This window comes from Pseudomonas sp. FG13 (assembly GCF_057809755.1).
The window spans coordinates 82,232-104,921 of the sequence record NZ_JBMDKO010000008.1; the positions used below are offsets into that span (position 1 = coordinate 82,232).

Annotated in this window: 21 protein-coding genes; 9 read left to right on the top strand and 12 right to left on the bottom strand. The window is 61.4% G+C overall.

Going from position 1 to position 22,690, the window contains the following annotated elements; translation table 11 throughout:
• Positions 1-64 precede the first annotated feature (64 nt).
• Together ACODTO_RS10250 and mgrA are read left to right on the top strand one after the other, a co-directional pair.
• Positions 65-955 carry a LysR family transcriptional regulator gene (locus tag ACODTO_RS10250; RefSeq protein ID WP_139646257.1) on the top strand — a complete coding sequence of 297 codons (891 nt, stop codon included), beginning with the start codon at positions 65-67 and terminating at the stop codon, positions 953-955.
• 237 nt (positions 956-1,192) lie between these two features.
• A complete protein-coding gene (mgrA, locus tag ACODTO_RS10255) occupies positions 1,193-2,230 on the top strand; it encodes an L-glyceraldehyde 3-phosphate reductase (protein WP_489106376.1) in 1,038 nt (345 codons plus the stop codon).
• A gap of 33 nt (positions 2,231-2,263) precedes the next feature.
• Here the strand turns inward: mgrA and tauD are convergent, their stop codons facing one another.
• From tauD to ACODTO_RS10290, 7 genes are all read right to left on the bottom strand, one after another.
• Positions 2,264-3,106, bottom strand: coding sequence for a taurine dioxygenase (tauD, locus tag ACODTO_RS10260; protein ID WP_139646261.1), 843 nt, complete (start codon positions 3,104-3,106; stop codon positions 2,264-2,266).
• 49 nt (positions 3,107-3,155) lie between these two features.
• The gene (gene tauC, locus ACODTO_RS10265; protein ID WP_489106377.1) at positions 3,156-3,995 is read right to left on the bottom strand and encodes a taurine ABC transporter permease TauC; all 840 of its coding nucleotides are present in this window, start codon (positions 3,993-3,995) and stop codon (positions 3,156-3,158) included.
• Positions 3,992-4,786, bottom strand: coding sequence for a taurine ABC transporter ATP-binding subunit (gene tauB, locus ACODTO_RS10270; RefSeq protein WP_175361959.1), 795 nt, complete (start codon positions 4,784-4,786; stop codon positions 3,992-3,994). The genes tauC and tauB overlap by 4 nt, the downstream gene beginning before the upstream one ends.
• A 26-nt stretch (positions 4,787-4,812) precedes the next feature.
• Positions 4,813-5,790 carry a taurine ABC transporter substrate-binding protein gene (gene tauA, locus ACODTO_RS10275; protein WP_175361958.1) on the bottom strand — a complete coding sequence of 326 codons (978 nt, stop codon included), beginning with the start codon at positions 5,788-5,790 and terminating at the stop codon, positions 4,813-4,815.
• A gap of 172 nt (positions 5,791-5,962) precedes the next feature.
• A complete protein-coding gene (gene gshA / locus ACODTO_RS10280; RefSeq protein ID WP_489106378.1) occupies positions 5,963-7,546 on the bottom strand; it encodes a glutamate--cysteine ligase in 1,584 nt (527 codons plus the stop codon).
• A 269-nt stretch (positions 7,547-7,815) separates the two neighbouring features.
• Positions 7,816-8,199, bottom strand: coding sequence for a PaaI family thioesterase (locus tag ACODTO_RS10285; RefSeq protein WP_139646272.1), 384 nt, complete (start codon positions 8,197-8,199; stop codon positions 7,816-7,818).
• A complete protein-coding gene (locus ACODTO_RS10290; protein ID WP_489106379.1) occupies positions 8,199-10,523 on the bottom strand; it encodes a Tex family protein in 2,325 nt (774 codons plus the stop codon). Before ACODTO_RS10290 ends, ACODTO_RS10285 begins: the two co-directional genes overlap by 1 nt.
• Before the next feature lie 357 nt (positions 10,524-10,880).
• Between ACODTO_RS10290 and ompR the strand changes: the two genes are divergently transcribed.
• Both ompR and ACODTO_RS10300 read left to right on the top strand, forming a co-directional pair.
• Positions 10,881-11,621 carry an osmolarity response regulator transcription factor OmpR gene (ompR, locus tag ACODTO_RS10295; RefSeq protein WP_025211284.1) on the top strand — a complete coding sequence of 247 codons (741 nt, stop codon included), beginning with the start codon at positions 10,881-10,883 and terminating at the stop codon, positions 11,619-11,621.
• Positions 11,622-11,732: 111 nt separating this feature from the next.
• On the top strand, positions 11,733-13,046 hold the full coding sequence (locus tag ACODTO_RS10300) for an ATP-binding protein (protein WP_139646275.1): 1,314 nt from the start codon (positions 11,733-11,735) through the stop codon (positions 13,044-13,046).
• Between the two features lie 135 nt (positions 13,047-13,181).
• Here ACODTO_RS10300 and rimK read toward each other — a convergent pair whose 3' ends face one another.
• Positions 13,182-14,087 carry a 30S ribosomal protein S6--L-glutamate ligase gene (rimK, locus tag ACODTO_RS10305; protein WP_139646277.1) on the bottom strand — a complete coding sequence of 302 codons (906 nt, stop codon included), beginning with the start codon at positions 14,085-14,087 and terminating at the stop codon, positions 13,182-13,184.
• Positions 14,084-14,566 (bottom strand): retropepsin-like aspartic endopeptidase RimB, encoded by a 483-nt coding sequence (rimB, locus tag ACODTO_RS10310; RefSeq protein ID WP_041024672.1) that lies wholly within the window; start codon positions 14,564-14,566, stop codon positions 14,084-14,086. Before rimB ends, rimK begins: the two co-directional genes overlap by 4 nt.
• A gap of 241 nt (positions 14,567-14,807) precedes the next feature.
• Between rimB and ACODTO_RS10315 the strand changes: the two genes are divergently transcribed.
• The 3 genes from ACODTO_RS10315 to ACODTO_RS10325 all read left to right on the top strand — a co-directional run bounded on the left by ACODTO_RS10315 (position 14,808) and on the right by ACODTO_RS10325 (position 18,099).
• Entirely contained in the window at positions 14,808-15,212 is a 405-nt protein-coding gene (locus ACODTO_RS10315; protein ID WP_139646279.1) for an RNA-binding S4 domain-containing protein, read from the top strand.
• A 261-nt stretch (positions 15,213-15,473) separates the two neighbouring features.
• Positions 15,474-16,376, top strand: coding sequence for an Hsp33 family molecular chaperone HslO (gene hslO, locus ACODTO_RS10320; RefSeq protein ID WP_489106380.1), 903 nt, complete (start codon positions 15,474-15,476; stop codon positions 16,374-16,376).
• 178 nt (positions 16,377-16,554) lie between these two features.
• Complete coding sequence (locus ACODTO_RS10325) at positions 16,555-18,099, top strand: phosphoenolpyruvate carboxykinase (RefSeq protein ID WP_139646283.1); 1,545 nt, start codon at positions 16,555-16,557, stop codon at positions 18,097-18,099.
• Between the two features lie 176 nt (positions 18,100-18,275).
• Here the strand turns inward: ACODTO_RS10325 and ACODTO_RS10330 are convergent, their stop codons facing one another.
• A complete protein-coding gene (locus tag ACODTO_RS10330) occupies positions 18,276-18,542 on the bottom strand; it encodes a hypothetical protein (protein WP_041024665.1) in 267 nt (88 codons plus the stop codon).
• A gap of 460 nt (positions 18,543-19,002) precedes the next feature.
• Positions 19,003-20,067, bottom strand: coding sequence for a S8 family peptidase (locus ACODTO_RS10335; RefSeq protein ID WP_489106381.1), 1,065 nt, complete (start codon positions 20,065-20,067; stop codon positions 19,003-19,005).
• A 296-nt stretch (positions 20,068-20,363) separates the two neighbouring features.
• Between ACODTO_RS10335 and ACODTO_RS10340 the strand changes: the two genes are divergently transcribed.
• Together ACODTO_RS10340 and ACODTO_RS10345 are read left to right on the top strand one after the other, a co-directional pair.
• Positions 20,364-21,581 carry a 3-hydroxyacyl-CoA dehydrogenase gene (locus ACODTO_RS10340; protein WP_489106382.1) on the top strand — a complete coding sequence of 406 codons (1,218 nt, stop codon included), beginning with the start codon at positions 20,364-20,366 and terminating at the stop codon, positions 21,579-21,581.
• A gap of 46 nt (positions 21,582-21,627) precedes the next feature.
• The gene (locus tag ACODTO_RS10345) at positions 21,628-22,047 is read left to right on the top strand and encodes an acyl-CoA thioesterase (RefSeq protein WP_175384569.1); all 420 of its coding nucleotides are present in this window, start codon (positions 21,628-21,630) and stop codon (positions 22,045-22,047) included.
• 66 nt (positions 22,048-22,113) lie between these two features.
• On the opposite strand, the gene ACODTO_RS10350 is transcribed toward ACODTO_RS10345, so the two are convergent.
• On the bottom strand, positions 22,114-22,587 hold the full coding sequence (locus tag ACODTO_RS10350; RefSeq protein ID WP_489106383.1) for a glycine zipper domain-containing protein: 474 nt from the start codon (positions 22,585-22,587) through the stop codon (positions 22,114-22,116).
• Between the last annotated feature and the right edge of the window lie 103 nt (positions 22,588-22,690).

Genomic DNA, 22,690 nt, shown 5'->3' on the forward strand with positions numbered 1-22,690 from the left:
CGATAAATACATGAGAGTTGCCTTGACTGTTCAATAATCACCAACAATAAGGGCGAGGCAATCCATGGATCAGGTCAAGGCGATGAAGGTGTTCGTGCGCATCTACGAGCGCAGCAGTTTTACCCTGGCCGCCGATGACCTGAACCTGCCCCGTGCCACGCTGACTCATACCCTCAATCAGTTCGAAACCTGGCTGGGGGTGCGTCTGCTGGAGCGCAGCACCCGCAAGGTGCGGCCGACACTGGACGGCGAGGCGTATTACCCACGCTGCGTTCAACTGCTGGCGGAGCTCGAAGAGGCCGAACTGGCGTTTCGTAGCGTGGCACCCAAGGGGCGGCTGCGGGTGGACTTGCACGGGACCCTGGCCCGGCATTTCGTGATCCCGGCGCTACCACAATTCATGGCCCGCTACCCGGATATCGAGTTGTCCATCAGCGAGGCCGATCGTTTCGTCGACCTGATCAGCGAAGGGATCGATTGCGTGCTGCGGGCCGGCACGCTGGGGGATTCATCATTGATTGGCCGGCGTGTCGCCACCCTGCGCCAGATCACCTGCGCCAGCCCAGCCTATTTGCGCCAGTACGGCGAACCGAAGAACCTCGACGACCTGAGCCGGCACCGGGCGGTGAACTACGTTTCACGCACCACCGCCAAACAATATCCGTTTCAGTTCATGGTCGAGGGCGAACTCAAGGAAGTGGCTATCGAGGGGGCGCTCTCGGTGTTCGGTGCCGAAATATACGCCGCCTCGGCCATCGCCGGCCTGGGCCTGATCCAATGCCCGCACTATCGGATGGAAACGCAGATCCAACAGGGCCTGGTCCAGGAAATCCTCACGGCCACCCCGCCGCCGCCCATGCCGATATCGGTGCTCTACCCGCACAACCGTCACCTTTCGCCGCGGGTGCGGGTGTTTGTGGATTGGGTGGCGGAGGTGTTTGCCGAGGCACGTTAGCGCTTATTTCGAGCTTGTGATCGCTGCGCCGTCTGTGGGAGCGAGCCTGCTCGCGATGAGGCCTTTTCTGCCGACGTATCATTGCCTGTTCCGCCGCTATCGTGAGCAGGCTCGCTCCCACATTTGATCTCGCTGCGATGCTCTTTCCGGGCGACTACGCGAACTTTCGAGCTGAACGATGCGTCTGTGAAATGTTAGCTTCTGCCATCCACATCGTCCCCGAACAGAGAGCCTTCGATGACCTACATCGCTGCTGAAAATCGCTACGAGTCCATTCCCTATCGCCGCGTTGGTCGCAGCGGGTTGGTGTTGCCGGCGTTGTCGCTGGGGTTGTGGCACAACTTCGGCGACAGCACGCCGATCGACACCCAGCGTGCCTTGTTGCGCACGGCGTTTGACCTGGGCATCAACCACTTCGACCTGGCGAACAACTACGGCCCGCCCTACGGCAGCGCCGAGATCAATTTTGGTCGGTTGTTGCGTGAAGATTTCAAGCACTACCGCGACGAGTTGATCATCTCCAGCAAGGCCGGTTGGGACATGTGGCCCGGACCGTATGGCCAGGGCGGCGGGTCGCGCAAGTACGTGCTGGCCAGCCTCGATCAGAGCCTGCAACGCCTGGGGCTCGACTATGTGGATATCTTTTATTCCCACCGCTTCGATCCGGACACCCCACTGGAAGAAACCGCCAGTGCCCTGGCGACGGCGGTGCAACAAGGCAAGGCGTTGTACGTCGGTATTTCTTCCTATTCCGGAGTAAAAACCCGGGAAATGGCGGCGTTGCTCAAGGAGTGGAAAATCCCGTTACTGATCCACCAGCCGGCCTACAACCTGCTCAACCGCTGGGTGGAAAAAGACCTGTTGGACGCCACCGACGAATTGGGTACCGGCGTGATCGCCTTTACCCCGTTGGCCCAGGGCCTGCTCACGGACAAGTACCTCAAGGGCATTCCGTCCGATGCACGGGTCAATCGTCCGGGTGGCGGTTCGTTGCAGGCTTCGCACCTGTCGGAGGAAAACATCGCCCATGTGCGTGCCCTCAACGAGATTGCCCAGCGACGCGGCCAAAGCCTGGCACAAATGGCCCTGGCCTGGACCCTGCGCGATCCTCGGGTCACGTCTGCCCTGATCGGCGCCAGCCGCCCGGAGCAGATCGTCGAGAACGTCGGAGCGCTGAAGAACCTGGAATTCAGTGCCGAGGAACTGGCGGAGATCGATCGATTTGCCCAGGAGGGCGGTATCAATCTCTGGGAGAAGCCTTCGTCGGCGGAGTAATCCCATCGCCCCAAAGGTGACCCAATCTTCTGTTCACTTGAAAAACGGCACATCCCCCAGCACTGTCGCCCGGTGCATCACGCGTCGGGCAGGCCGGTAGTCGTCCACGGCGAAATGCTGGGTCACGCGGTTGTCCCAGAACGCCACATCATTGACCTGCCAGCGCCAGCGAAGGGTGAACTCCGGGCGGGTGGCATGGGCGAACAGCAGTTTCAGGATGGCTTCGCTTTCGGTTTCGGACAGTTCATTGATGCGGGTGGTAAAGCCTTCGTTGACGAACAGCGACCGGCGACCGCTCACCGGATGGGTGCGAACCACCGGATGGGACAGCGGTGGATTTTTCCGCCGAGTTTCCTCCCAACGAGCCTGGTCCGCGGCGGTATGACCAAAGCGCTCCAGGGGAAAGGAGCGAGTGAAATCGTGGGTGGCCGTCAGGCCTTGAAGCAGGCTTTTCAAAGGCGCCGACAAGGCTTCGTAAGCGGCAATGCCGCTGGCCCATAACGTATCGCCACCGAACGCCGGCAGCAGCTTGGCGCTGAGCACCGCACCCATGGCCGGGGTTGGCAGGAAGGTCACGTCGGTGTGCCAGATGGCGTTGTCGCGAACATCGGTGACGGCTGTGTCGAGCACCAGCACTTCGGGCTGCCCAGGCACATTGGGGTAGATGGGGTGAATATGCAGGTCGCCAAAACAGGCGGCGAAACGTGCCTGCTGGACCGGGTCGATAGGCTGGTCCCGAAAGAACAGCACCTGGTGTTCGAGCAATGCCTGCTCAATGAAATCCCGCTGCTCCATCCCCAGCGGCTGACTGATATCGATCCCGCTGATCTGCGCGCCAAGGGCGATACTCAACGGGGTGACGGTTGGGTGGTTCATCGTTGTTTTCCTGGATTGGACGCCGAATGGTCGGCGTGGTCATTCGGTCTCAATGGGCCTGGCCATGCCACGGCACCAGTTTGCGTTGCACAGCACGCAAGCTCATTTCCATGGCGAAGGCGATGAGTGCAATGACCAGGATCCCCAGCACCACCACATCGGTGACCAGAAACTGCGCCGCTGACTGCACCATGAACCCCAGGCCGCTGGTGGCGGCGATCAGTTCGGCGGCCACCAGTGTCGACCAGCCCACACCCAGGCCGATGCGAATGCCGGTGAGGATATCGGGCAGGGCGCTGGGCAGGATCACGTGGCGAATCAACTGTGCCGGCGTCGCTCCCAGGGATTGCGCGGCCCGTACCTTGGCCGGGTCGACCGTGCGCACACCGGTGGCGGTGGCGATGGCAATCGGGGCGAAAATCGCCAGGTAGATCAGCAGCACTTTCGACAATTCGCCGATGCCGCACCAGATCACGATCAGCGGCAGGTAGGCCAGCGGCGGGATCGGCCGATAGAACTCGATCAACGGATCGAACACGCCCCGGGCGATACGGCTGGAACCGATGGCAATGCCCACCGGCACCGCCGTCAGCACGGCCAGCAACAGGCCCAGGCCGATCCGTCCGAGGCTCGCGCCCAGGTGCTGCCAGAGCGTGGCGTCCATGTAGCCACTGGTCGCCAGCAGCCAGCCTTTTTGCAGCACGGCGGAAGGAGAGGGCAGGAATAATGGTTCGACCAGCCCGCTTGCCGTCACCGCCCACCACAGGACCAGCAGCGTGATCAGGGTCAGGCCGCTGATCCATCGCGTACTCAAGGGATGCCGGGGGCGATGGGCTGGGTCCTTGACTGTGGGTTCGCCGACCACTGCCGGGATTTCATAGCTGCTCATCTTGGCTCCTCGCGCCGGGTGGCGCTGCGTTGGGCGAACACTTTGGCAAGCACATGTTCACGGATGTCGATGAAGCGAGGGTCGGACTTGATCGACCGCGCTGACTCCCCGGCCCGGTAGCGCTGGCTGAAGTCCAGGCGCAGCCGTTCGACAATCCGCCCCGGGTTGGGCGCCAGCAGGATCAGTTCGGTGGCGAGGAACACGGCCTCTTCGATGTCATGGGTAATCAGGAACACCGGTTTGGCAGTGCGTTGCCAGACCTGCAGCAACAGCTCCTGCATCTGTTCACGGGTGAAGGCATCCAGGGCGCCGAAGGGTTCGTCCATCAGCAGCACGCGTGGGTCGGCCGCCAGCGCCCGGGCCAGGCCGACGCGTTGCTTCTGGCCACCGGAGAGCTGCCAGACGCGGCGTTGCTCGAAACCGGCCAGGCCCACCAAGGCGAGCATTTCCCGGGCGCGGGCTTCGCGCGGTTCCCTGGCGACCCCGGCCAGCTCCAGGCCGAAGCCGACGTTTGCCAGCACATCCTGCCAAGGCAGCAGCGCGTCGTCCTGGAACACCACGCCACGTTCGGCGCCGGGCCCCAGGACCGGCGCGCCGTCCAGGGTGATCTGTCCGGCGCTGGGCTGGACGAATCCGGCGATCAGGTTCAGCAGCGAGGTCTTGCCGCTGCCGGACGGCCCCAGGGCAACCAGCAGTTGCTGCGGCCCCAGGGTCATAGAAATGTCCGTCAACACGGCTTCCGACGCCCCGGGGTACTGTGCGCCGATGCGCTCCAGCTGTAGCAAGGCCATTGCAGTGACTCCCTTTTTCCTGGCGATCAGTGAGTGATGTATTTGGCGCTCACGTAGGGGGCGTAGTCGGGCAGAACCGCTTCCACCTTGCCCTGCTCCTTGAGAAACGCGGCGGTGTTGGTGATGGCCTGGGTGGTCGGCGCGCCGAGGCTCACGACCTGGTCCGCCGCCAGTGGATACACGTTGCCTTGCAGCAACAGCGGGATGTCGCTGGCCTTGGCGCCGGAGAGTTTCACCAGCTTGTCGATGTTGGCCGTGTTCGCCAGCCAGGCTTGCGGATCCTTGCGGTATTGGGCGTAGGCGTCCAAGGTGACTTTGGCGAAGGCGGTGACGATTTCAGGGTGTTTCTGGGCGAAGTCCTTGCGCACGATCCAGGCATCGAAAGTTGGCGCGCCGAATTTGGCCAGCTCCGCCGAGGTGATCAGCACCTTGCCGTTCTCCTTGGCCACGCCCAGGGCCGGGTCCCAGACATAGGTGGCATCGATGTCGCCACGCTTCCAGGCGGCGATGATGGCCGGTGGCGCGAGGTTGAGTACGGTGACCTTCGACGGGTCGATGTCCCAGTGCTTCAATGCGGCGAGCAGGCTGTAGTGGCCGGTGGAAACGAACGGTACGGCGATCTTCTTGCCGATCAGGTCCTGCGGGGTCTTGATCCCGGAACCGTCGCGAACTACCAGGGCCTCGGCGGCGCCGATCTGGGTGGCGATGAGGAAGGTTTCCACCGGGACCTTGCGAGTGATGGCGGCGGTCAGCGGGCTGGAACCGAGGTAGCCGATCTGCACGTCGCCCGAGGCGATGGCGGTGATGACGTCGGCGCCATTATCGAATTTGCGCCAGTCGATGCTGGCCTGGGTGGCTTTTTCATAGGCGCCGTCGGCCTGGGCGACTTTGGCCGGGTCGACGGTGGTCTGGTAGGCGACGGTCAGGTCGGCGGCTTGGGCAAACAGACTCGAAGCGGCCAGGGAAGCGGCTGCGAGAAGGCGAAGGGGAAAACTCAAAGTCATGGGAAAAGCTCCTCGACAGACCGCCGGATGTTCGGCGTTGGAGGAGACTAAATGATCTAAGAATTCAAAAATAAATAACTTTTTCGCATGAGCTTATCAGCGAAAAAGTCTATCGCGGAGGGACGGTTGTGCGGCTTGTGGGGCGAAGGAGCAAGCTCCCTCGCCCCAGGGCTCAGTTACTGATCGCCAGGATGCTCGCCTGATACGACCCCACGAACACATCGAAATCTCCCACTTCGTTCTGTTCCAGCTCGGCTTGCTGGGCCAGGGACTCGCGAGCGGCTGTTTCGAACGCGGCCTGCTCCTGGGCAGGCAACGGTTCGGCACGGAAGAACTCGGCGTGGGCTTTGCTCTGGCGCAGGGAGAACTGGGCGAAGCTTTCCTGATGTTCCGCCATGGCCGCCAATACCTGCGAGGATGGGGTCAGGGACGGATCCCGCACCTTCGCCAGTTGTGCGTCCAGGGCCTGGCGGTGGGCATCGCTACCCTGGCTCTGGTCGAGCAACGCCGCCAGCGGTGCGATCTGTTCCAGCAGCTCGATGGCCCACGCCTGCATGTCCACCGATTGGCCCTGGCGTTGCAATTGCAGGCCCGGCTTGCGGCCTTCCTTGACCACGGTCAGGAAGTTGTTCGTGGCATTGCTGCATTCGCCGCTTTCGAACAACGGGCTTTCGCTGAGACCGCAATACAACAGGAACGCATCGAGGAAACGCGATTCAGTGATGTCGATGCCCAATGGCAGGAACGGGTTGATGTCCAGGCAGCGTACTTCCACGTACTGGATGCCCCGGGCCATCAAGGCCTGGATCGGACGTTCGCCGGTATAGGTCACGCGTTTAGGGCGGATGTTGGAGTAGTACTCGTTTTCGATCTGCAGGATGTTGGTGTTGAGCTGTACCCACTCACCGTTCCGATGGGTGCCGACTTCGACATACGGCGCATAAGGTGTCGCCACCGCTTTACGCAGGCTGTCGGTGTAGCTGGCCAGGTCGTTGTAGCACGGCGTCAGGCCGGCCTGGGCGTTGCTCTGGTAGCCCAGGTCGCTCATGCGCAGGCTGGTGGCATAGGGCAGGTACAGGGTGTCCGGGTCCAGTTGTTCCAACTGGTGTGGGCGACCACGCAGGAAACCGGCGTCCAGGGCCGGCGAGGCACCGAACAGGTACATCAGCAGCCAGCTGTAGCGACGGAAATTACGGATCAGCGCGATGTAGGCCTGCGACTGGAAATCACGGTCGGTGGTGTCGGCCGCCTCGGCCTGCCGAAGCAGCGGCCAGAGTTTTTCCGGCAGGGAGAAGTTGTAGTGGATCCCGGCGATGCATTGCATGGTCTTGCCGTAGCGCAGGGCCAGGCCCTGGCGATAGACGTACTTGAGTCGACCGATGTTCGAGGTGCCGTAATACGCGATCGGGATCTCTTCTTCCGCCGGCAGCGGACACGGCATCGACGGACTCCACAGGTATTCATCGCCGAGTTTGCTGTAGACAAACCGGTGGATCCTGTCGAGGCTGCTCAGGGTATCGGCCGGGTCCGCCAGGGCGGGGGTGATGAATTCCAGCAGCGACTCGGAGTAGTCGGTGGTGATCTGCTCGTTGGTCAGCGCCGAGCCCAGGGCTTCGGGATGCGGGGTCAACGCCAGGCGCCCACTGTCCGTGACACGCAGGCATTCACGTTCGATACCGTGCAGGCACTGCTCGAGCAGGGAGAGGTTGGCGCGCTCGCCGAGCAGGGCCAGGCGGCGGTTTAAGAGGTCGCTCAAGTTGAATTCCTTCACGCGTCAGTCGCCCCAATATGGGGGTGGGCAAGGCGCTCTACAAGGGTGAAGTTGAAACTGGCGTTATCGCCTGGTTTTGTACGGCCAAGAACGGATCACCGCAGTCTCCTGTGGGAGCGAGCCTGCTCGCGATTGCGGTGAATCAGCTGCGTTTAAGCGACTGACACACCGTTATCGCGAGCAGGCTCGCTCCCACAAGGAGTTGCGACACTGTTTCTGTTGCGCCGAAATTAACTCAAATCGATGACAGGGAGCTATAGGACAGCGAAGGTGCCTTGTGCTTTTGCGACCAGCTTGTCGCCTTGGGTCACCTCGGCCTCGACCACCAGTGTGCGCCGCCCCGGGTGGATGACCCGGGCCGTGCACAGCACCTCGCCGTCGGACACGGCGCGGATGTAGTTGATCTTGCACTCGATGGTTGCGCTCTGCTGATCAAAGCCATGGACACTGGAACAAGCCAGGCCCATGGCGATGTCCACCAGGCTGAACAGTGCGCCGCCGTGCAGCTTGCCGCCGCGATTGCGCAACGGCGGCTCCAGGGCCAGGGCAACTTGCGCCACCCCGTCCCCCAGGCTGTGCAGGCGACAGCCGAGCAGCTTGAAGAAGGCGCTTTCCACCAACCCGGCCGGCGTGTCCATCAGCGTTTCTTCAACTGCTTGGCGTTGGCGAACAGCGAGGCCATGGCATTGTTGGCCGGAGCCGCCGTGGCGGTCTCCTTGCGCGGCGCGGTGTTCTGCGACTGACGCAGCGCGGAGCCTGGACGAGGGCCGCGGGCTCCGTCGACTTTCTCGCCGGGCGTGTCGCTCATGCGCATCGACAGGCCGACGCGCTTGCGCGGAATGTCGACCTCCATGACCTTCACTTTCACCACATCACCGGCCTTCACGGCTTCGCGCGGGTCCTTGATGAATTTCTCCGACAAGGCCGAAATGTGCACCAGACCGTCCTGATGCACGCCGATGTCGACGAACGCCCCGAAATTGGTGACGTTGGTCACCACGCCCTCGAGAATCATGCCGGGTTGCAGGTCCTTGAGGTCTTCGACGCCTTCCTGGAATTCCGCGGTCTTGAACTCGGGACGCGGGTCACGGCCCGGTTTCTCCAGCTCCTGCAGGATGTCGGTGACGGTGGGCAGGCCGAAGGTTTCGTCGGTGAATTTCTTCGGATCCAGGCGCTTGAGGAACGAAGCGTCGCCGATCAGTGAGCGGATGTCGCGATCGGTCTGGGCGGCGATGCGTTGCACCAGCGGGTAGGCTTCAGGGTGGACGGCCGACGAATCCAGCGGGTTGTCGCCGTTCATGACGCGCAGGAAGCCGGCGGCCTGTTCGAAGGTTTTTTCCCCCAGGCGCGGGACTTTCTTCAACGCGGCGCGGGTCTTGAAGGCGCCGTGCTCATCGCGGTGGGTGACGATGTTCTGCGCCAGCGTAGCGTTGAGGCCCGAGATCCGCGCCAGCAGCGCCACCGAAGCGGTATTCACGTCCACGCCCACGGCGTTTACGCAGTCTTCCACCACGGCGTCCAGGCCGCGGGCCAGCTTCAACTGGGACACGTCGTGCTGGTACTGGCCGACACCGATGGATTTCGGGTCGATCTTCACCAGCTCCGCCAGCGGATCCTGCAAGCGGCGGGCAATCGATACCGCGCCACGGATCGACACGTCCAGGTCCGGGAACTCCCTGGACGCCAGTTCCGACGCCGAATAAACAGAAGCGCCAGCCTCGGACACCATGACTTTGGTCATCTTCATGGCCGGGTATTTCTTGATCAGCTCGGCGGCCAGCTTGTCCGTTTCACGGCTGGCGGTGCCGTTGCCGATGGCGATCAGGTCCACCGAGTGCTTGGCGCACAGGGCCGCGAGCACGGCGAGGGTCTGGTCCCACTTGTTGTGCGGGACGTGAGGATAGACCGTCGTGTGGTCCAGCAGCTTGCCGGTGGAATCCACCACTGCCACCTTGCAGCCGGTACGCAGGCCCGGGTCCAGGCCCAAGGTGGCGCGGGGGCCGGCCGGTGCTGCCAGCAGCAGGTCGTGCAGGTTGTGGGCGAAGACGTTGATTGCCTCGGTTTCGGCGTTGTCCCGCAATTCGCCCAACAGGTCGGTTTCCAGGTGGGTGTAGAGCTTGACCTTCCAGGTCCAGCGCACCACCTCTGCCAACCATTTGTCGGCGGCGCGGTTCTGGTTCTGGATGCCGAACTGCTGGCCGATCATGCCTTCACAGGGGTGCATGGTGCCGGGCAATTCATCGCCGACTTTCAGCGCGGAGCTGAGGATGCCTTCGTTGCGGCCACGGAAAATCGCCAGGGCGCGGTGGGACGGCACGCTCTTGAGCGGCTCGTCATGTTCGAAGTAGTCACGGAACTTCGCCCCTTCCTCTTCCTTGCCGGCAATCACGCGGGCACTGAGGATGGCTTCCTGTTTCAGGAAGTTGCGCAGCTTTTCCAGCAGATTGGCGTCTTCGGCGAAGCGCTCCATGAGGATGTACTTGGCGCCTTCCAGCGCCGCTTTCACGTCCGCCACGCCCTTTTCGGCATCGACGAAACGCGCGGCTTCGGCTTCGGGCGCCAGGGTCGGGTCGTTGAACAGCCCGTCGGCCAGTTCGCCAAGACCGGCTTCCAGGGCGATCTGACCCTTGGTGCGGCGCTTCTGTTTGTAGGGCAGGTACAAGTCTTCGAGGCGGGTCTTGGTGTCCGCCAGCTTGATGTCGCGCTCGAGCGCGGGAGTCAACTTGCCCTGCTCCTGGATGCTGGCCAGGATGCTGATACGCCGTTCGTCGAGTTCACGCAGGTAGCGCAGGCGCTCCTCCAGATGACGCAATTGGGTGTCATCGAGGCTGCCGGTCACTTCTTTCCGGTAACGGGCGATAAAAGGCACCGTGGAGCCTTCATCGAGTAGCGCGACGGCCGCTTCGACCTGTTGTGGGCGTACGCCGAGTTCTTCGGCGATGCGGCTGTTGATGCTGTCCATAAAACCACCTGACAAATTATGAAATCAGGCCCGCCGGCGCAGGAACAGGGCTCGGCGAGACTGGTTGAGCGACCTGGCGTGGGCCGCTGCCTGGGTCAAAAGAGGCTGCCTGTTGACCCGCGAAATTCAAAAAGTGCTGCCTGGCCAGAGGGGAAAAGTCCCGTCGAGGTAACGATTCGACATCCCCAGGCACAAAAGGCCGCGCATTATAACCAGCGTTCCGCCCTTCGGGGGTGTCATGACCTGTAGGTCCGATACCCGTATTTGTGGAGATGGAGGAAAAATCTGCTAACAATGCACACGGTGCGTATAACGGCAGCTAGGCCATAATGCGCGCCGAGATCAAAGGAGCTTCCTATGAGCAGCACTGCACAAACTGCTGAAGGCGAAAAAATTCTTATCGTTGACGATGACCCAGGGCTGAGCAGCCTGCTGGAGCGTTTTTTCGTCAGCAAGGGCTACCGGGCCCGCACCGTACCCAATACCGAACAGATGGATCGGCTGCTGGCCCGTGAAGTCTTCAACCTGGTGGTTCTCGACCTTATGCTGCCTGGCGAAGACGGCTTGACGGCCTGCCGCCGCCTGCGCGGCGCCAACAACCAGATCCCGATCATCATGCTCACTGCCAAGGGCGACGAGCTGAGCCGTATCAAGGGCCTGGAACTGGGCGCTGACGATTACCTGGCCAAGCCGTTCAACCCCGACGAGCTCATGGCCCGGGTCAAGGCGGTCCTGCGTCGTCAGTCGGCCCCGGTGCCGGGTGCCCCGGGCAGCGAAGACGAAAGCGTGACCTTCGGCGACTACGAGCTGTCCCTGGCCACCCGTGAGCTCAAGCGTGGCGATGAAATTCACATGCTGACCACCGGCGAGTTCGCCGTGCTCAAGGCCCTGGTGATGAACGCCCGTCAACCGCTGACCCGAGACAAACTGATGAACCTGGCCCGTGGTCGCGAGTGGGATGCGCTGGAGCGCTCCATCGACGTACAGATTTCGCGCCTGCGCCGGATGATCGAGCCCGATCCTTCCAAGCCGCGCTATATCCAGACTGTCTGGGGCGTGGGCTATGTGTTCGTGCCGGACGGCGCCGCCAGCAAGTGATCGGCGATTTGTAGGAGCGAGTGGCCTGGCGGGTTGAAATCTTCCTCCAGGCGACTCGCGTCCGTCAGTATGCGAGCATCGCTCGCTCCTGCAAGTGTGTAGCGGTTATCCATGAAAACCCCCGTTTGGTTCCCCCAGAGTTTCTTCTCCCGCACCCTCTGGCTGGTGCTGATCGTCGTGCTCTTTTCCAAGGCGCTGACGTTGGTCTACCTGCTGATGAATGAAGACGTCCTGGTGGACCGCCAGTACAGTCACGGCGTCGCCTTGACCCTGCGGGCCTATTGGGCGGCCGATGAAACCAATCGTGCGAAGATCGCCGAGGCGGCGACGCTGATCCGGGTGGTCGGTGCCGGTGTGCCCGAAGGCGAACAGCACTGGCCCTACAGCGAGATCTATCAGCGGCAGATGCAGGCCGAACTGGGCGCCGATACCGAGGTGCGCCTGCGTATGCATTCGCCCCCGGCGTTGTGGGTGCGTGCCCCAAGCCTGGGGGACGGCTGGCTGAAGGTGCCGTTGTACCCGCACCCCCTGCGTGGCCAGAAAATCTGGAACGTACTTGGCTGGTTCCTGGCTATCGGTCTGCTATCGACTGCGTCGGCGTGGATCTTCGTCAGCCAGCTCAACCAACCGTTGAAACGCCTGGTCTACGCGGCACGACAGTTGGGCCAGGGGCGCAGCGTGCGACTGCCCATCAGTGACACGCCCAGTGAAATGACCGAGGTGTACCGGGCCTTCAACCAGATGGCCGAAGACGTCGAGCAGGCCGGCCGCGAGCGTGAACTGATGCTCGCCGGTGTCTCCCACGACCTGCGCACACCGTTGACCCGGTTGCGGCTGTCCCTGGAACTGATGGGGGAGCGCACCGACCTGACCCGTGAAATGGTCCGTGACATCGAAGACATGGATGCGATTCTCGACCAGTTCCTGGCATTCATTCGCGATGGACGGGATGAGTCGGTGGAGGAAGTGGACCTCAGCGAGTTGGTGCGGGAAGTGGTCGCCCCCTATAACCAGGGAGACGAAAAAGTGCACCTGCAGCTGGAGCCGATCCAGCCGTTCCCGTTGCGCCGGGTGTCGATGAAGCGGTTGCTGAACAACCTGATCGGCAATGCCCTGAACCATGCCGGCGCCGGCGTCGAGGTCGCGGCCTATGTCTCTGGCGACACCAACGCGCCTTATGTGGTGCTGAGCGTCATGGACCGTGGCGCCGGCATCGATCCGTCGGAGCTGGAAGCCATTTTCAATCCCTTCACCCGCGGCGACCGTGCCCGAGGCGGAAAGGGCACGGGGTTGGGCCTGGCGATCGTCAAGCGCATTGCCTCGATGCACGGGGGTAACGTCGAACTGCGCAACCGCGTTGGTGGCGGGCTCGAAGCGCGGGTGCGGTTGCCATTGGGGTTGATGTTGCCCAGGGATGCGGTATAGCAAACTTGCGCAAGCGAGCCCTGTGGGAGTGAGCTTGCTCGCGATGAAGGCGCCGCGGTTTACCTGAAAACCGCGTTATCGTTTATCGCGAGCAAGCTCAGCTCCCACAAAGGCTCGCTCCTACAAGGGGCTGCGTTAACCCTTGCCCTTGGTCCGAGTCATGTTCGGCCCGCCATTCTTTTCCAAGTGCTCGATGATGATCCCCGCCACGTTCTTGCTCGTGGTGGTCTCGATGCCTTCCAGGCCAGGCGAGGAATTGACCTCCATCACCAAAGGGCCGTGATTGGAGCGCAGGATGTCGACGCCCGCCACGGCCAGGCCCATGACTTTTGCGGCGCGCAGGGCGGTCATGCGTTCTTCGGGGGTGATCTTGATCAGGCTGGCGCTGCCACCGCGATGCAGGTTGGAGCGAAACTCACCAGGCCGGGCCTGACGCTTCATCGACGCGATGACCTTGTCGCCGACCACGAAGCAGCGGATGTCCGCGCCGCCCGCTTCCTTGATGTATTCCTGGACCATGATGTTCTGCTTGAGGCCCATGAATGCCTCGATCACCGATTCTGCCGCCGTCGCGGTTTCGCACAGGACCACGCCGATCCCCTGGGTGCCTTCCAGCACCTTGATGACCAGCGGTGCGCCATTGACCATTGCGATCAGGTCGGGAATATCGTCGGGTGAATGGGCAAAACCGGTGACCGGCAGGCCGATGCCGCGCCGCGACAGCAGCTGCAGCGAACGCAGCTTGTCCCGGGCGCGGGCAATCGCCACGGATTCGTTGAGGGGAAACACCCCCATCATTTCGAACTGGCGCAGCACGGCGCAGCCATAGAAGGTCACGGATGCCCCGATGCGCGGGATCACCGCATCGAACCCTTCCAGCGGCTGGCCCCGGTAGTGGATCTGCGGCTTGTGGCTGGCGATGTTCATATAGGCGCGCAGGGTGTCGATCACCACCATTTCATGGCCACGCTCAGTCCCGGCTTCAACCAGGCGACGAGTGGAATACAGACGCGGATTACGCGACAGCACAGCGATCTTCATGCAACACCTGTGGCAGAGGTAGTGGACACCGGGAATGCCGGCTTGTCTTGAACGTATTTGATGCCTGGATTGACCACCAACTGGCCGTCGATCAAGGCTTTGGAGCCCAACAACAGGCGATAGCGCATGGACTTGCGGCAAGCCAGGGTGAACTCGACCCGCCAGATCCGATCCCCGAGCGCCAGCGTGGTGCTGATCACGTAGCGGACCTGGGCATGGCCGTTGGAGCTTTTGATCGTCTTGCGCGCCACCAGCGGGGCTTCGCAGCGGCGATGACGCAGTTGTACCACCGTGCCCAGGTGCGCGGTGAAGCGTACCCACTTCTCACCGTCACGCTCGAATGGTTCGATGTCGGTGGCGTGCAGGCTGGAGGTACTGGCACCGGTGTCTATTTTTGCCCGTAGGCCCGCAACTCCCAGATCCGGGAGCGCCACCCACTCGCGCAGACCGACAACGGTCAAATGGTCAAAAGTCTTCAATAAAAACAACCTGTGATCGGTACTTCGGATCAGGGAGCCTGCAAGTCGCGGCATTTGCACAGAATAATCACAAAATGGCGACAGTTATCCAGTGGCCTGTGCGGCTAATTCGTGCACTCGACTTCAGGCCAGGATTTGCCGGTGAGGCCGGTTCGGTGGGCATTCTATCTGTCGGCGTGGATTCGTGCGCCCGACAAAAACGGTAGTACAGTTCTGGTTATTGGCAGAAAGAGGAATTGCAGTGGCACAAAAACAGGAAGAGGACGACAAGGTCCGTCTCGATAAATGGTTGTGGGCGGCGCGATTCTATAAAACACGCGCGCTCGCCAAGGCCGCCATCGAAAGTGGCAAGGTCCACCATCGGGGCGAACGTTGCAAGCCGGGCAAAGAGCCACGTGTCGGGGACGAGTATGTCATTCGCGCCGGGTTCGACGAGAAGACTGTAGTGGTCGAGGCGTTGTCGATCGTGCGGCGTGGGGCGCCTGAAGCGCAAACCCTGTATCGCGAAACCGAAGCCAGTATCGCCAGGCGCGAAGCCGCCGCTGCCCAGCGCAAGGCCGGCGCCCTGGGCGTCAGTACCGACGGCAAGCCGAGCAAGAAACAGCGTCGGGACCTGTTCAAGTTTCGCGGCAGCAACAGCGAATAAAAGTGCTTCCAGAGCAATGCGCATTGTCTGGGGATCTATCTGTGGCGAGGGGATTTATCCCCGCAGGGGCGCCCAGCGGCCCTGTTTTTTTGGGGGGCGCTACGCAGCCCAGCGGGGATAAATCCCCTCGCCACAGATAGATGTTGGATGCAACGAACGGTGTGGCTGTTCCCAGTCTCATTCCCTCCCTTGCTTGGAACCACCCTCGAATGCCCATAAAATGTCCGGCATCCTTTGTCATCACCTCAGATACCCATTCCTATGACTGATTTACCGGATAACGACTGCACTCAACGTTTCATCTTTGATGACATCGACGCCCGTGGCGAGCTGGTGGCGTTGGAGCGTAGCTATGCCGAAGTCCTTGCCAAGCACCCCTATCCGGAGCCGGTCGCGCAACTGCTCGGTGAGTTGATGGCGGCGGCGTCGCTGTTGATCGGCACGTTGAAATTCGATGGCTTGCTGATTCTCCAGGCCCGCTCCGAAGGCCCGGTGCCGATGCTGATGATCGAATGCTCCAGCGAGCGCGAAATTCGAGGCCTGGCCCGTTATCACGCCGATCAGATCGCCCCTGGCGCGACCCTGACCGACCTGATGCCCGACGGTGTGCTGGCCCTGACGGTCGACCCGATCCATGGCAAGCGCTACCAGGGCATTGTCGATCTCGACGGCGCATCCCTGGCTGAATGCTTCACCAATTACTTCGTCATGTCCCAGCAGACCAATACTAGGTTCTGGCTCTATGCCGACGGGCGGCGCGCCCGTGGCCTGCTGCTGCAACAATTGCCCGTCGACCGCATCCGCGACTCGGAAGAGCGCGAGGCCAGCTGGCAGCACGTCACGGCTCTGGCCAGCACCTTGAGCGCCGACGAATTGCTGAGCCTGGACAACGAAACGGTCTTGCATCGTCTCTATCATGAAGAAGCCGTGCGCCTGTTCGACGAGTTGCCGCTGCGCTTCCAATGCAGTTGCTCTCGTGAACGATCCGGCAATGCGCTGGTCAGTCTGGGTCTGGAAGATGCGCAACAACTGGTCATCGAGCATGGCGGCGCCATTGAAATCGATTGTCAGTTCTGCAACGAGCGCTACCTGTTCGATGGGGCAGACGTTGCACAGTTGTTCGCCGGAGCGGGTGTCGATGCACCGTCAGATACTCGTCACTGAATCGGTTCAGTGCAGGTAAATCTCCTGACAAACGCCGGATTTACGCCGTACTGACGGGAGGGCCCTACTCTTTTTGGGCTTTTCTGGCATAATCCGGCCCACTTTTTTCGGGTAGTAGTGCGCGACTTCCTACTACAAAACGTTTGGAGCACTCGGCCAAGGGCCGATGGGGAACCACATGACGCAAGCCAATAACGCCGTGTACACCGATCTGAGTGTTGATGATCTGGTCAAAGAAGCCCTGAATCGCGGTGAAGGCGAGCTTGCCGATACTGGCGCGCTGGTTGTTCGTACCGGTCATCGTACCGGTCGCTCGCCAGCCGACCGTTTCATCGTAGAAGAACCGAGCACCCAGAACGCCATCGCCTGGGGCCCGATCAACCGCAAGTTCCCGGCCGACAAGTTCGATGCCCTGTGGAACCGTGTTGAAGCCTACCTGGGCGAGCGTGAGCGTTTCGTGTCCCACGTGCATGTAGGTTCCGATCCTGCGCACTACCTCCCGGTCAAGATGACCACCGAGACTGCCTGGCACAACCTGTTCGGTCGTTGCCTGTTCATCAACCCCGAGCAGTACAACGCCGGCGGCAAGGATGAATGGCAGATCCTCAACGCGCCGAACTTCGTTTGCGAGCCTGCGCGTGACGGCACCAACTCCGACGGTACCGTGATCATCAACTTCGCGGCCAAGAAAGTTCTCATCGCTGGCATGCGCTACGCCGGTGAAATGAAGAAGGCCCTGTTCTCCGTACAGAACTTCCTGCTGCCGGCTGTTGACGTACTGCCAATGCACTGCGCCGCGAACATGGGCGAAGAGGGTGATGTGACCCTGTTCTTCGGTCTGTCGGGCACCGGCAAGACCACCCTGTCCGCCGACGAAAGCCGCTACCTGATCGGCGACGACGAGCACGGCTGGGGCGTGGGTGTGGTCTTCAACATCGAAGGCGGTTGCTATGCCAAGTGCATCGACCTGTCCGAGAAGAACGAGCCGGTGATCTGGAAAGCCATTCAGCACGGCGCCGTACTGGAAAACGTCGTCCTGGACCCGGTCACGAAGAAAGCCGACTACGCCGACGACAGCCTGACCCAGAACAGCCGCGCCGCCTACCCGCGCGAACTGATTGAAAAGCGCGCACCGAAAAACCTCGGTGGCGAGCCTAACGCCGTGATCTTCCTGACCTGCGACCTGACCGGCGTACTGCCTCCGGTGTCGATCCTCAGCGAAGAACAAGCTGCCTACCACTTCCTGTCGGGTTACACCGCATTGGTAGGCTCGACCGAAATGGGTTCGGGCAGCGGCATCAAGTCGACCTTCTCCACCTGCTTCGGCGCTCCGTTCTTCCCGCGCCCGGCCGGTGAGTACGCGGAATTGCTGATCAAGCGTATCCGTGGCTTTGGCTCCAAGGTCTACCTGGTCAACACCGGCTGGACCGGCGGTGGCTACGGTGTCGGCAAGCGCTTCAACATCCCGACCACCCGTGCGGTGATCGCTGCGATCCAGAGCGGTGCGCTGATTGGTGCTGAAACCGAACACCTGGACATCATCAATCTGGACGTGCCGTTGGCCGTTCCAGGCGTCGAGACCGGCCTGTTGAATCCACGCAACACCTGGGCCGACAAGGCTGCCTATGATGAAGCCGCCAAGGCTTTGGCTGGCCTGTTCACCGAAAACTTCAAGAAGTTCGAAGTGAGCGACGCGATCAAGGCTGCTGGTCCGCAGTTGTAAGGTTTGGTCCGCGAATAGAAAGCCGCCCTTCGGGGCGGTTTTTTTTGGGCGGTTATTCGTGTCCATCCCTCGCGCGCGTCCGCTTTGGCTGAGGGCTGGAATTTTTCCGCCTGATTGAGAAGGAACAGCCAGAATATTGCTACTTGGCCGTCTAACGACCCTACAAGCTCTGATGCCTAGCGCAATCGCTGCCGTACAACCTCCAGCAGTTCGCTGCCGTCCTGAACCAATAGATAAAGCGCATGGACAATGCTGGGAATGTCCTTTACATCGGCATGCTCGAAACAAAGGCAATGCAGGGTTTCGAGCAGGTTGCTGGAGGCTTGGATTCGTTGGGCGGCGGCGTCGCAGAGGTGCTGGAGATCGGCCTCGGTGTCGATGACCAGCACAGGTGTGCTGTTGAGCCGCTGGTATTGCTCGACAGGCGGGTTGGGTATTTGCATTTGAGCCTCTTCGGTACGGCTTTTGAATCGCGCCGTGGACTATAGAGAGCTCTATTCGAGGACCGCAATATGGCCGGGAGGGACAGGTTGCGTAGGACGTTTACCAGCGTCTGACGCTCGGATGAGCGTCTTATTCCTGATGCTTGCTGGCTTTCCGGTTTTCCGCGTCATTCTCCGTGAGGTCCTACACATGCGCTGTAGGCACTGCCCAAGAGGCGGTAGGCTGCTTCTGATAAGGCCGTCATTGATCACAGCCTTATCAGGTATTCACTGAGCGAAACGTGTCGCTGTGCTGGGTCAGCCCAGCAATGAAGAAGTCGCAGGCGTTAGGGGCGGGGTTTTACAGGCGGCAAGCAATGGCGGTATTTCGGGGACTCTCATGCATCCGCCCAGCAGCAGGGTTGCGGTGATGAGGAGGAGGGTCAGTTTGTGCGACATGGTTTTTTCCCTTTGAAGTTTATCAATCAACCATTGATTCAGGTACGCGTAGAGAAGCCGCTTCAAGGTCCATCAACCCTCGACCATAGGCCTCGCTGTTGGCGTAGATACCCGTGCGATTGCTCGTCGCCAGCAGGTGCTCGCGTACCTGTTGCGGACTGAGTTGTGGATAACGGCTTTGCAGCGCAGCCAATGCGCCCGTGACTAACGCTGCAGCCGGGGATGTACCGGCGGTGTGTACGTAACGTCCATCCTTGGCGACGGTGAGCAGGCCTGCCTGAGCACCTGCGTCCCCACCGGGAACGGCGATGCACCAGGCTGCCGCGACCCCGCAATAATTGGATTTGCCATTGATGGCGCTGCCGTCGCTCTTCAGTGCGACGACCGCGATCCAACCCTTTTCCAACTCAGGTAATGCCGCTGGCAAGCCTGGTTCGGCCAAGGGTTCGCGCTTGAGTTCATTACCGGTCGGAAAGACAAACACGGCGCCTTCCGATACCAGCTTTCGAGCAACGCCCAATGAGTCAGGCATTACCTGTTTGTAACGTGATTCGGTGATTTCGGTGGCGGGGATGGCGTTGGCCCACGAGTTGTTGAACAGGCGGGCGCCCTTGTCGAAGCCACTTTGCCAGGATCGGGCAATTTCGCTGTCGAAGAAAAACGGCTCGTTGTCGTCGCCAAAGCGGAAGGGGATCAGCCGGGCGTTGAAGGCGATCCCGTGCATACCCTGATTGTCCTTGTTGGCGGCGAGGATGCCCGCCATCTGGGTACCGTGGCCAACGCGATCAACCGTACCAGGACGGTCTTCGACATAGTCGTATCCGGGGTCATTCAACCTGCCCTCGAACTCTTGCAAATGGGCGTTGAGTCCCGAGTCGATCAGCGCCACGGTCACGTCCTGGCCGGTGCCGCCACGTGCATACAGAGCCGAAGCCTTTACGACGGACAGGCCTTGTTGCGCAAGATACTCGGGGGTTTCGAACAAGGCCGGTTCCACACCGGATTGTTCAGGAATGGTCAGACAGCCGACCAGCAATGACGCTGACATGATCGCCAGGACGCGTAGCGCGGAAAACGGGTGTGGCATGGTTCGGTCCTTGAACGGAGCGCTTGAGCACCGGGCCTCCTGGCCCGATGTCGCGGGTGAATTGACGGTGCACCTTAACCTGCGAGCGGTGCCGGAACGAGGCATCAAAGTGCCCGGATTTGTATCACCTCATGGCAAAGGAAAGGGCAGCCGTGGCTGTATCAAGGGCAACATCCGCAAGAGACACCTGTGATCTGCATCCATCCGCTGAATGCCGCTTATCACACGAATAAATTTCAAAAACGGCCAGTGGCTGACTAAGGTGAAGGCTGTCTATCGCCGACGAGAGAACAGACATGAGCCAGACGATTGAGCACGCCGCCGTGATCGGTGCAGGCACCATGGGACGGGGCATCGTAATGTGCCTGGCCAATGCCGGAGTGATGGTGCGGTGGGTCGACAACAACCCGCAGATGCTGGAACAGGCGCTGGCGGCCGTGGCCGAGACCTATGCCCATGGCGTGCGCCAGGGCCGTATCGACCAGGGTGAAGCCGATGCGCGGATTGCCAGGGTGACCAGGGCAGGCGACTACGCGGCGATCCGGGACGTGGACCTGGTGATCGAGGCGGTGTACGAGAACCTTGAGCTCAAGCAGCAGATCTTCAGGGAGCTGGATGGCCTGCTCAAACCCGAGGCCATTCTGGCGAGCAACACGTCGGCCCTGGACATCGATGCCATTGCCGCCGCCACGCGCCGGCCAAGCCAGGTCCTGGGCCTGCATTTCTTCAGTCCGGCGCACATCATGAAACTGCTGGAAATCGTTCGCGGCGCGCAGACCTCCAGGGCGGTGCTGGACGGAGCCCTGACACTGGGCAGGCGTATGGGCAAGGTCAGTGTGGTGTCGGGCAATTGCCATGGATTCATCGGCAACCGGATGCTTCACCCCTATGTGCTGGAGGCCCGCAAGATGTTGCTGGAGGGCGCGTTTCCCCATCAGATCGATGCGGCGTTGCAGGGTTTCGGCTTCGCCATGGGGCCATTCCGGATGTACGACGTAGTCGGGATCGACCTGGAGTGGCGTGCACGGGAACTGGCGGGCAAAGGCCAGGATGCCCCCGAAGTGCAGGTGGACAACCGTTTGTGCGAGCTCGGGCGGTTCGGCCAGAAAAGCGGCAACGGGTATTATCATTACGAACCCGGCAGCCGACAGGCCGAGCATGACGTAGAGGTCGATGCGTTGGTGCTGAAAGTCAGTGAGGAACTGGGTTTTCAGCGTCGGGAGATCGACAGCGGGGAAATTCTCGAGCGTTGCCTGCTGGCATTGGTCAACGAGGGTGCGAAGATCCTGCAGGAAGGCATTGCCGGGTCGGCCCACGACATCGACCTGGTGTACCTCAACGGCTATGGTTTTCCGGCGGACAAAGGTGGTCCGATGGCCTGGGCCGACCAGCAAGGACTTGAAGATATCCACGCGCGACTGCTGGCGCTCGAAACGAAGCAGGGAGACCAGTGGCGACCTGCGCGTCTGATCGGGGAGCTGGCGGCCCAAGGCAAGGGATTCGCGCAGCTGTAGCCGCGTCCTGCGAAGTTCACTGGCCCCCCACCCTCAAGGACAATCGATGCCCCAACGTACCGAATACCCATACCTGCAAGCCATCACCACGCGTTGGCATGACAACGACCTGTACGGTCACGTCAACAATGTCACCTACTACAGCTTCTTCGATACGGCGGTGAACACCTACCTGATCGAGGTCGGCGGCCTGGATATCCAGGGTGGGGAGGTCGTGGCGTTTGTGGTGAGTTCGGCCTGTGACTACTTTGCGTCCATCGCATTCCCCGAGCGCATTGAAGTGGGCCTGCGGGTCGGAAAGTTAGGCAGCAGTTCGGTGCAATATGAACTGGCTGTGTTCAAGGCGGGCGAGGAAGAGGCCTGCGCAGCGGGACGCTTTGTCCACGTGTTCGTGGATCGGGCGTCGAATCGGCCGGTGGCGATTCCGGATCGGTTGCGTGCGGCCCTGGAGCGGTTGGTGGTTTGAAACGAAAAATCGCAGCCTCCGGCGAGCGGTAGGCTGCGATTTTCAACGGCTGGTATCAGTCAGCTATCAGTCGCGGTAGTAGCGGTGATGCTTGCGATGCCCGTAGGCATGGCCGCGACCCGGATGGCCGTCACGGTAGTAGCGGCGGTCGCCACGGCGACCTTCATAGCGACGATCATCATCGTCCTTGCCCATGTAGTTACCCAGTGCGCCACCGGCGCCACCGCCTGCTGCTGCACCGATCAGGCTGCCGGTGCTGCCACCCACGCTACGCCCGACCACGTTACCGCCGGCTGCGCCCAGCGCGCCGCCGATCGCCGCTTCGCCACGGCTGTGCTTGTCTGCGCCGACGGCACTACCGCCCGCGCCGCCCAGGGCCGCACCGATGGTCGAACCGGTATTGCCGCCCAGGGACTGGCCGACGACCGAACCCAAAACCCCGCCCAATGCGCCGCCGACGCCTGCTTCGGCGGTGCCGCCGGCAGACGCGACGCCACTGATCAGGCCAAGGGACAACAAGAGAATGGAGGAGAACTTCATAGAGGAGCCTCAAAGGGATGACGGCGCGATCCTGAGGCTGGCTTCGCTTGGTGACAATCGAAATCCGACGAGTAACACGACTTGTGCACAATTCTCTAAGTTA

What these genes read in the sequence shown, in the direction of transcription:
- ACODTO_RS10250 (WP_139646257.1), top strand. Translation starts at nt 65, where the DNA reads ATGGATCAGGTCAAGGCGATGAAGGTGTTCGTGCGCATCTACGAGCGC.
- mgrA (WP_489106376.1), top strand. Translation starts at nt 1,193, where the DNA reads ATGACCTACATCGCTGCTGAAAATCGCTACGAGTCCATTCCCTATCGC.
- tauD (WP_139646261.1), bottom strand. Translation starts at nt 3,106, where the DNA reads ATGAACCACCCAACCGTCACCCCGTTGAGTATCGCCCTTGGCGCGCAG.
- tauC (WP_489106377.1), bottom strand. Translation starts at nt 3,995, where the DNA reads ATGAGCAGCTATGAAATCCCGGCAGTGGTCGGCGAACCCACAGTCAAG.
- tauB (WP_175361959.1), bottom strand. Translation starts at nt 4,786, where the DNA reads ATGGCCTTGCTACAGCTGGAGCGCATCGGCGCACAGTACCCCGGGGCG.
- tauA (WP_175361958.1), bottom strand. Translation starts at nt 5,790, where the DNA reads ATGACTTTGAGTTTTCCCCTTCGCCTTCTCGCAGCCGCTTCCCTGGCC.
- ACODTO_RS10285 (WP_139646272.1), bottom strand. Translation starts at nt 8,199, where the DNA reads ATGGACACGCCGGCCGGGTTGGTGGAAAGCGCCTTCTTCAAGCTGCTC.
- ACODTO_RS10290 (WP_489106379.1), bottom strand. Translation starts at nt 10,523, where the DNA reads ATGGACAGCATCAACAGCCGCATCGCCGAAGAACTCGGCGTACGCCCA.
- ompR (WP_025211284.1), top strand. Translation starts at nt 10,881, where the DNA reads ATGAGCAGCACTGCACAAACTGCTGAAGGCGAAAAAATTCTTATCGTT.
- ACODTO_RS10300 (WP_139646275.1), top strand. Translation starts at nt 11,733, where the DNA reads ATGAAAACCCCCGTTTGGTTCCCCCAGAGTTTCTTCTCCCGCACCCTC.
- rimK (WP_139646277.1), bottom strand. Translation starts at nt 14,087, where the DNA reads ATGAAGATCGCTGTGCTGTCGCGTAATCCGCGTCTGTATTCCACTCGT.
- hslO (WP_489106380.1), top strand. Translation starts at nt 15,474, where the DNA reads ATGACTGATTTACCGGATAACGACTGCACTCAACGTTTCATCTTTGAT.
- ACODTO_RS10325 (WP_139646283.1), top strand. Translation starts at nt 16,555, where the DNA reads ATGACGCAAGCCAATAACGCCGTGTACACCGATCTGAGTGTTGATGAT.
- ACODTO_RS10330 (WP_041024665.1), bottom strand. Translation starts at nt 18,542, where the DNA reads ATGCAAATACCCAACCCGCCTGTCGAGCAATACCAGCGGCTCAACAGC.
- ACODTO_RS10335 (WP_489106381.1), bottom strand. Translation starts at nt 20,067, where the DNA reads ATGCCACACCCGTTTTCCGCGCTACGCGTCCTGGCGATCATGTCAGCG.
- ACODTO_RS10340 (WP_489106382.1), top strand. Translation starts at nt 20,364, where the DNA reads ATGAGCCAGACGATTGAGCACGCCGCCGTGATCGGTGCAGGCACCATG.
- ACODTO_RS10345 (WP_175384569.1), top strand. Translation starts at nt 21,628, where the DNA reads ATGCCCCAACGTACCGAATACCCATACCTGCAAGCCATCACCACGCGT.
- ACODTO_RS10350 (WP_489106383.1), bottom strand. Translation starts at nt 22,587, where the DNA reads ATGAAGTTCTCCTCCATTCTCTTGTTGTCCCTTGGCCTGATCAGTGGC.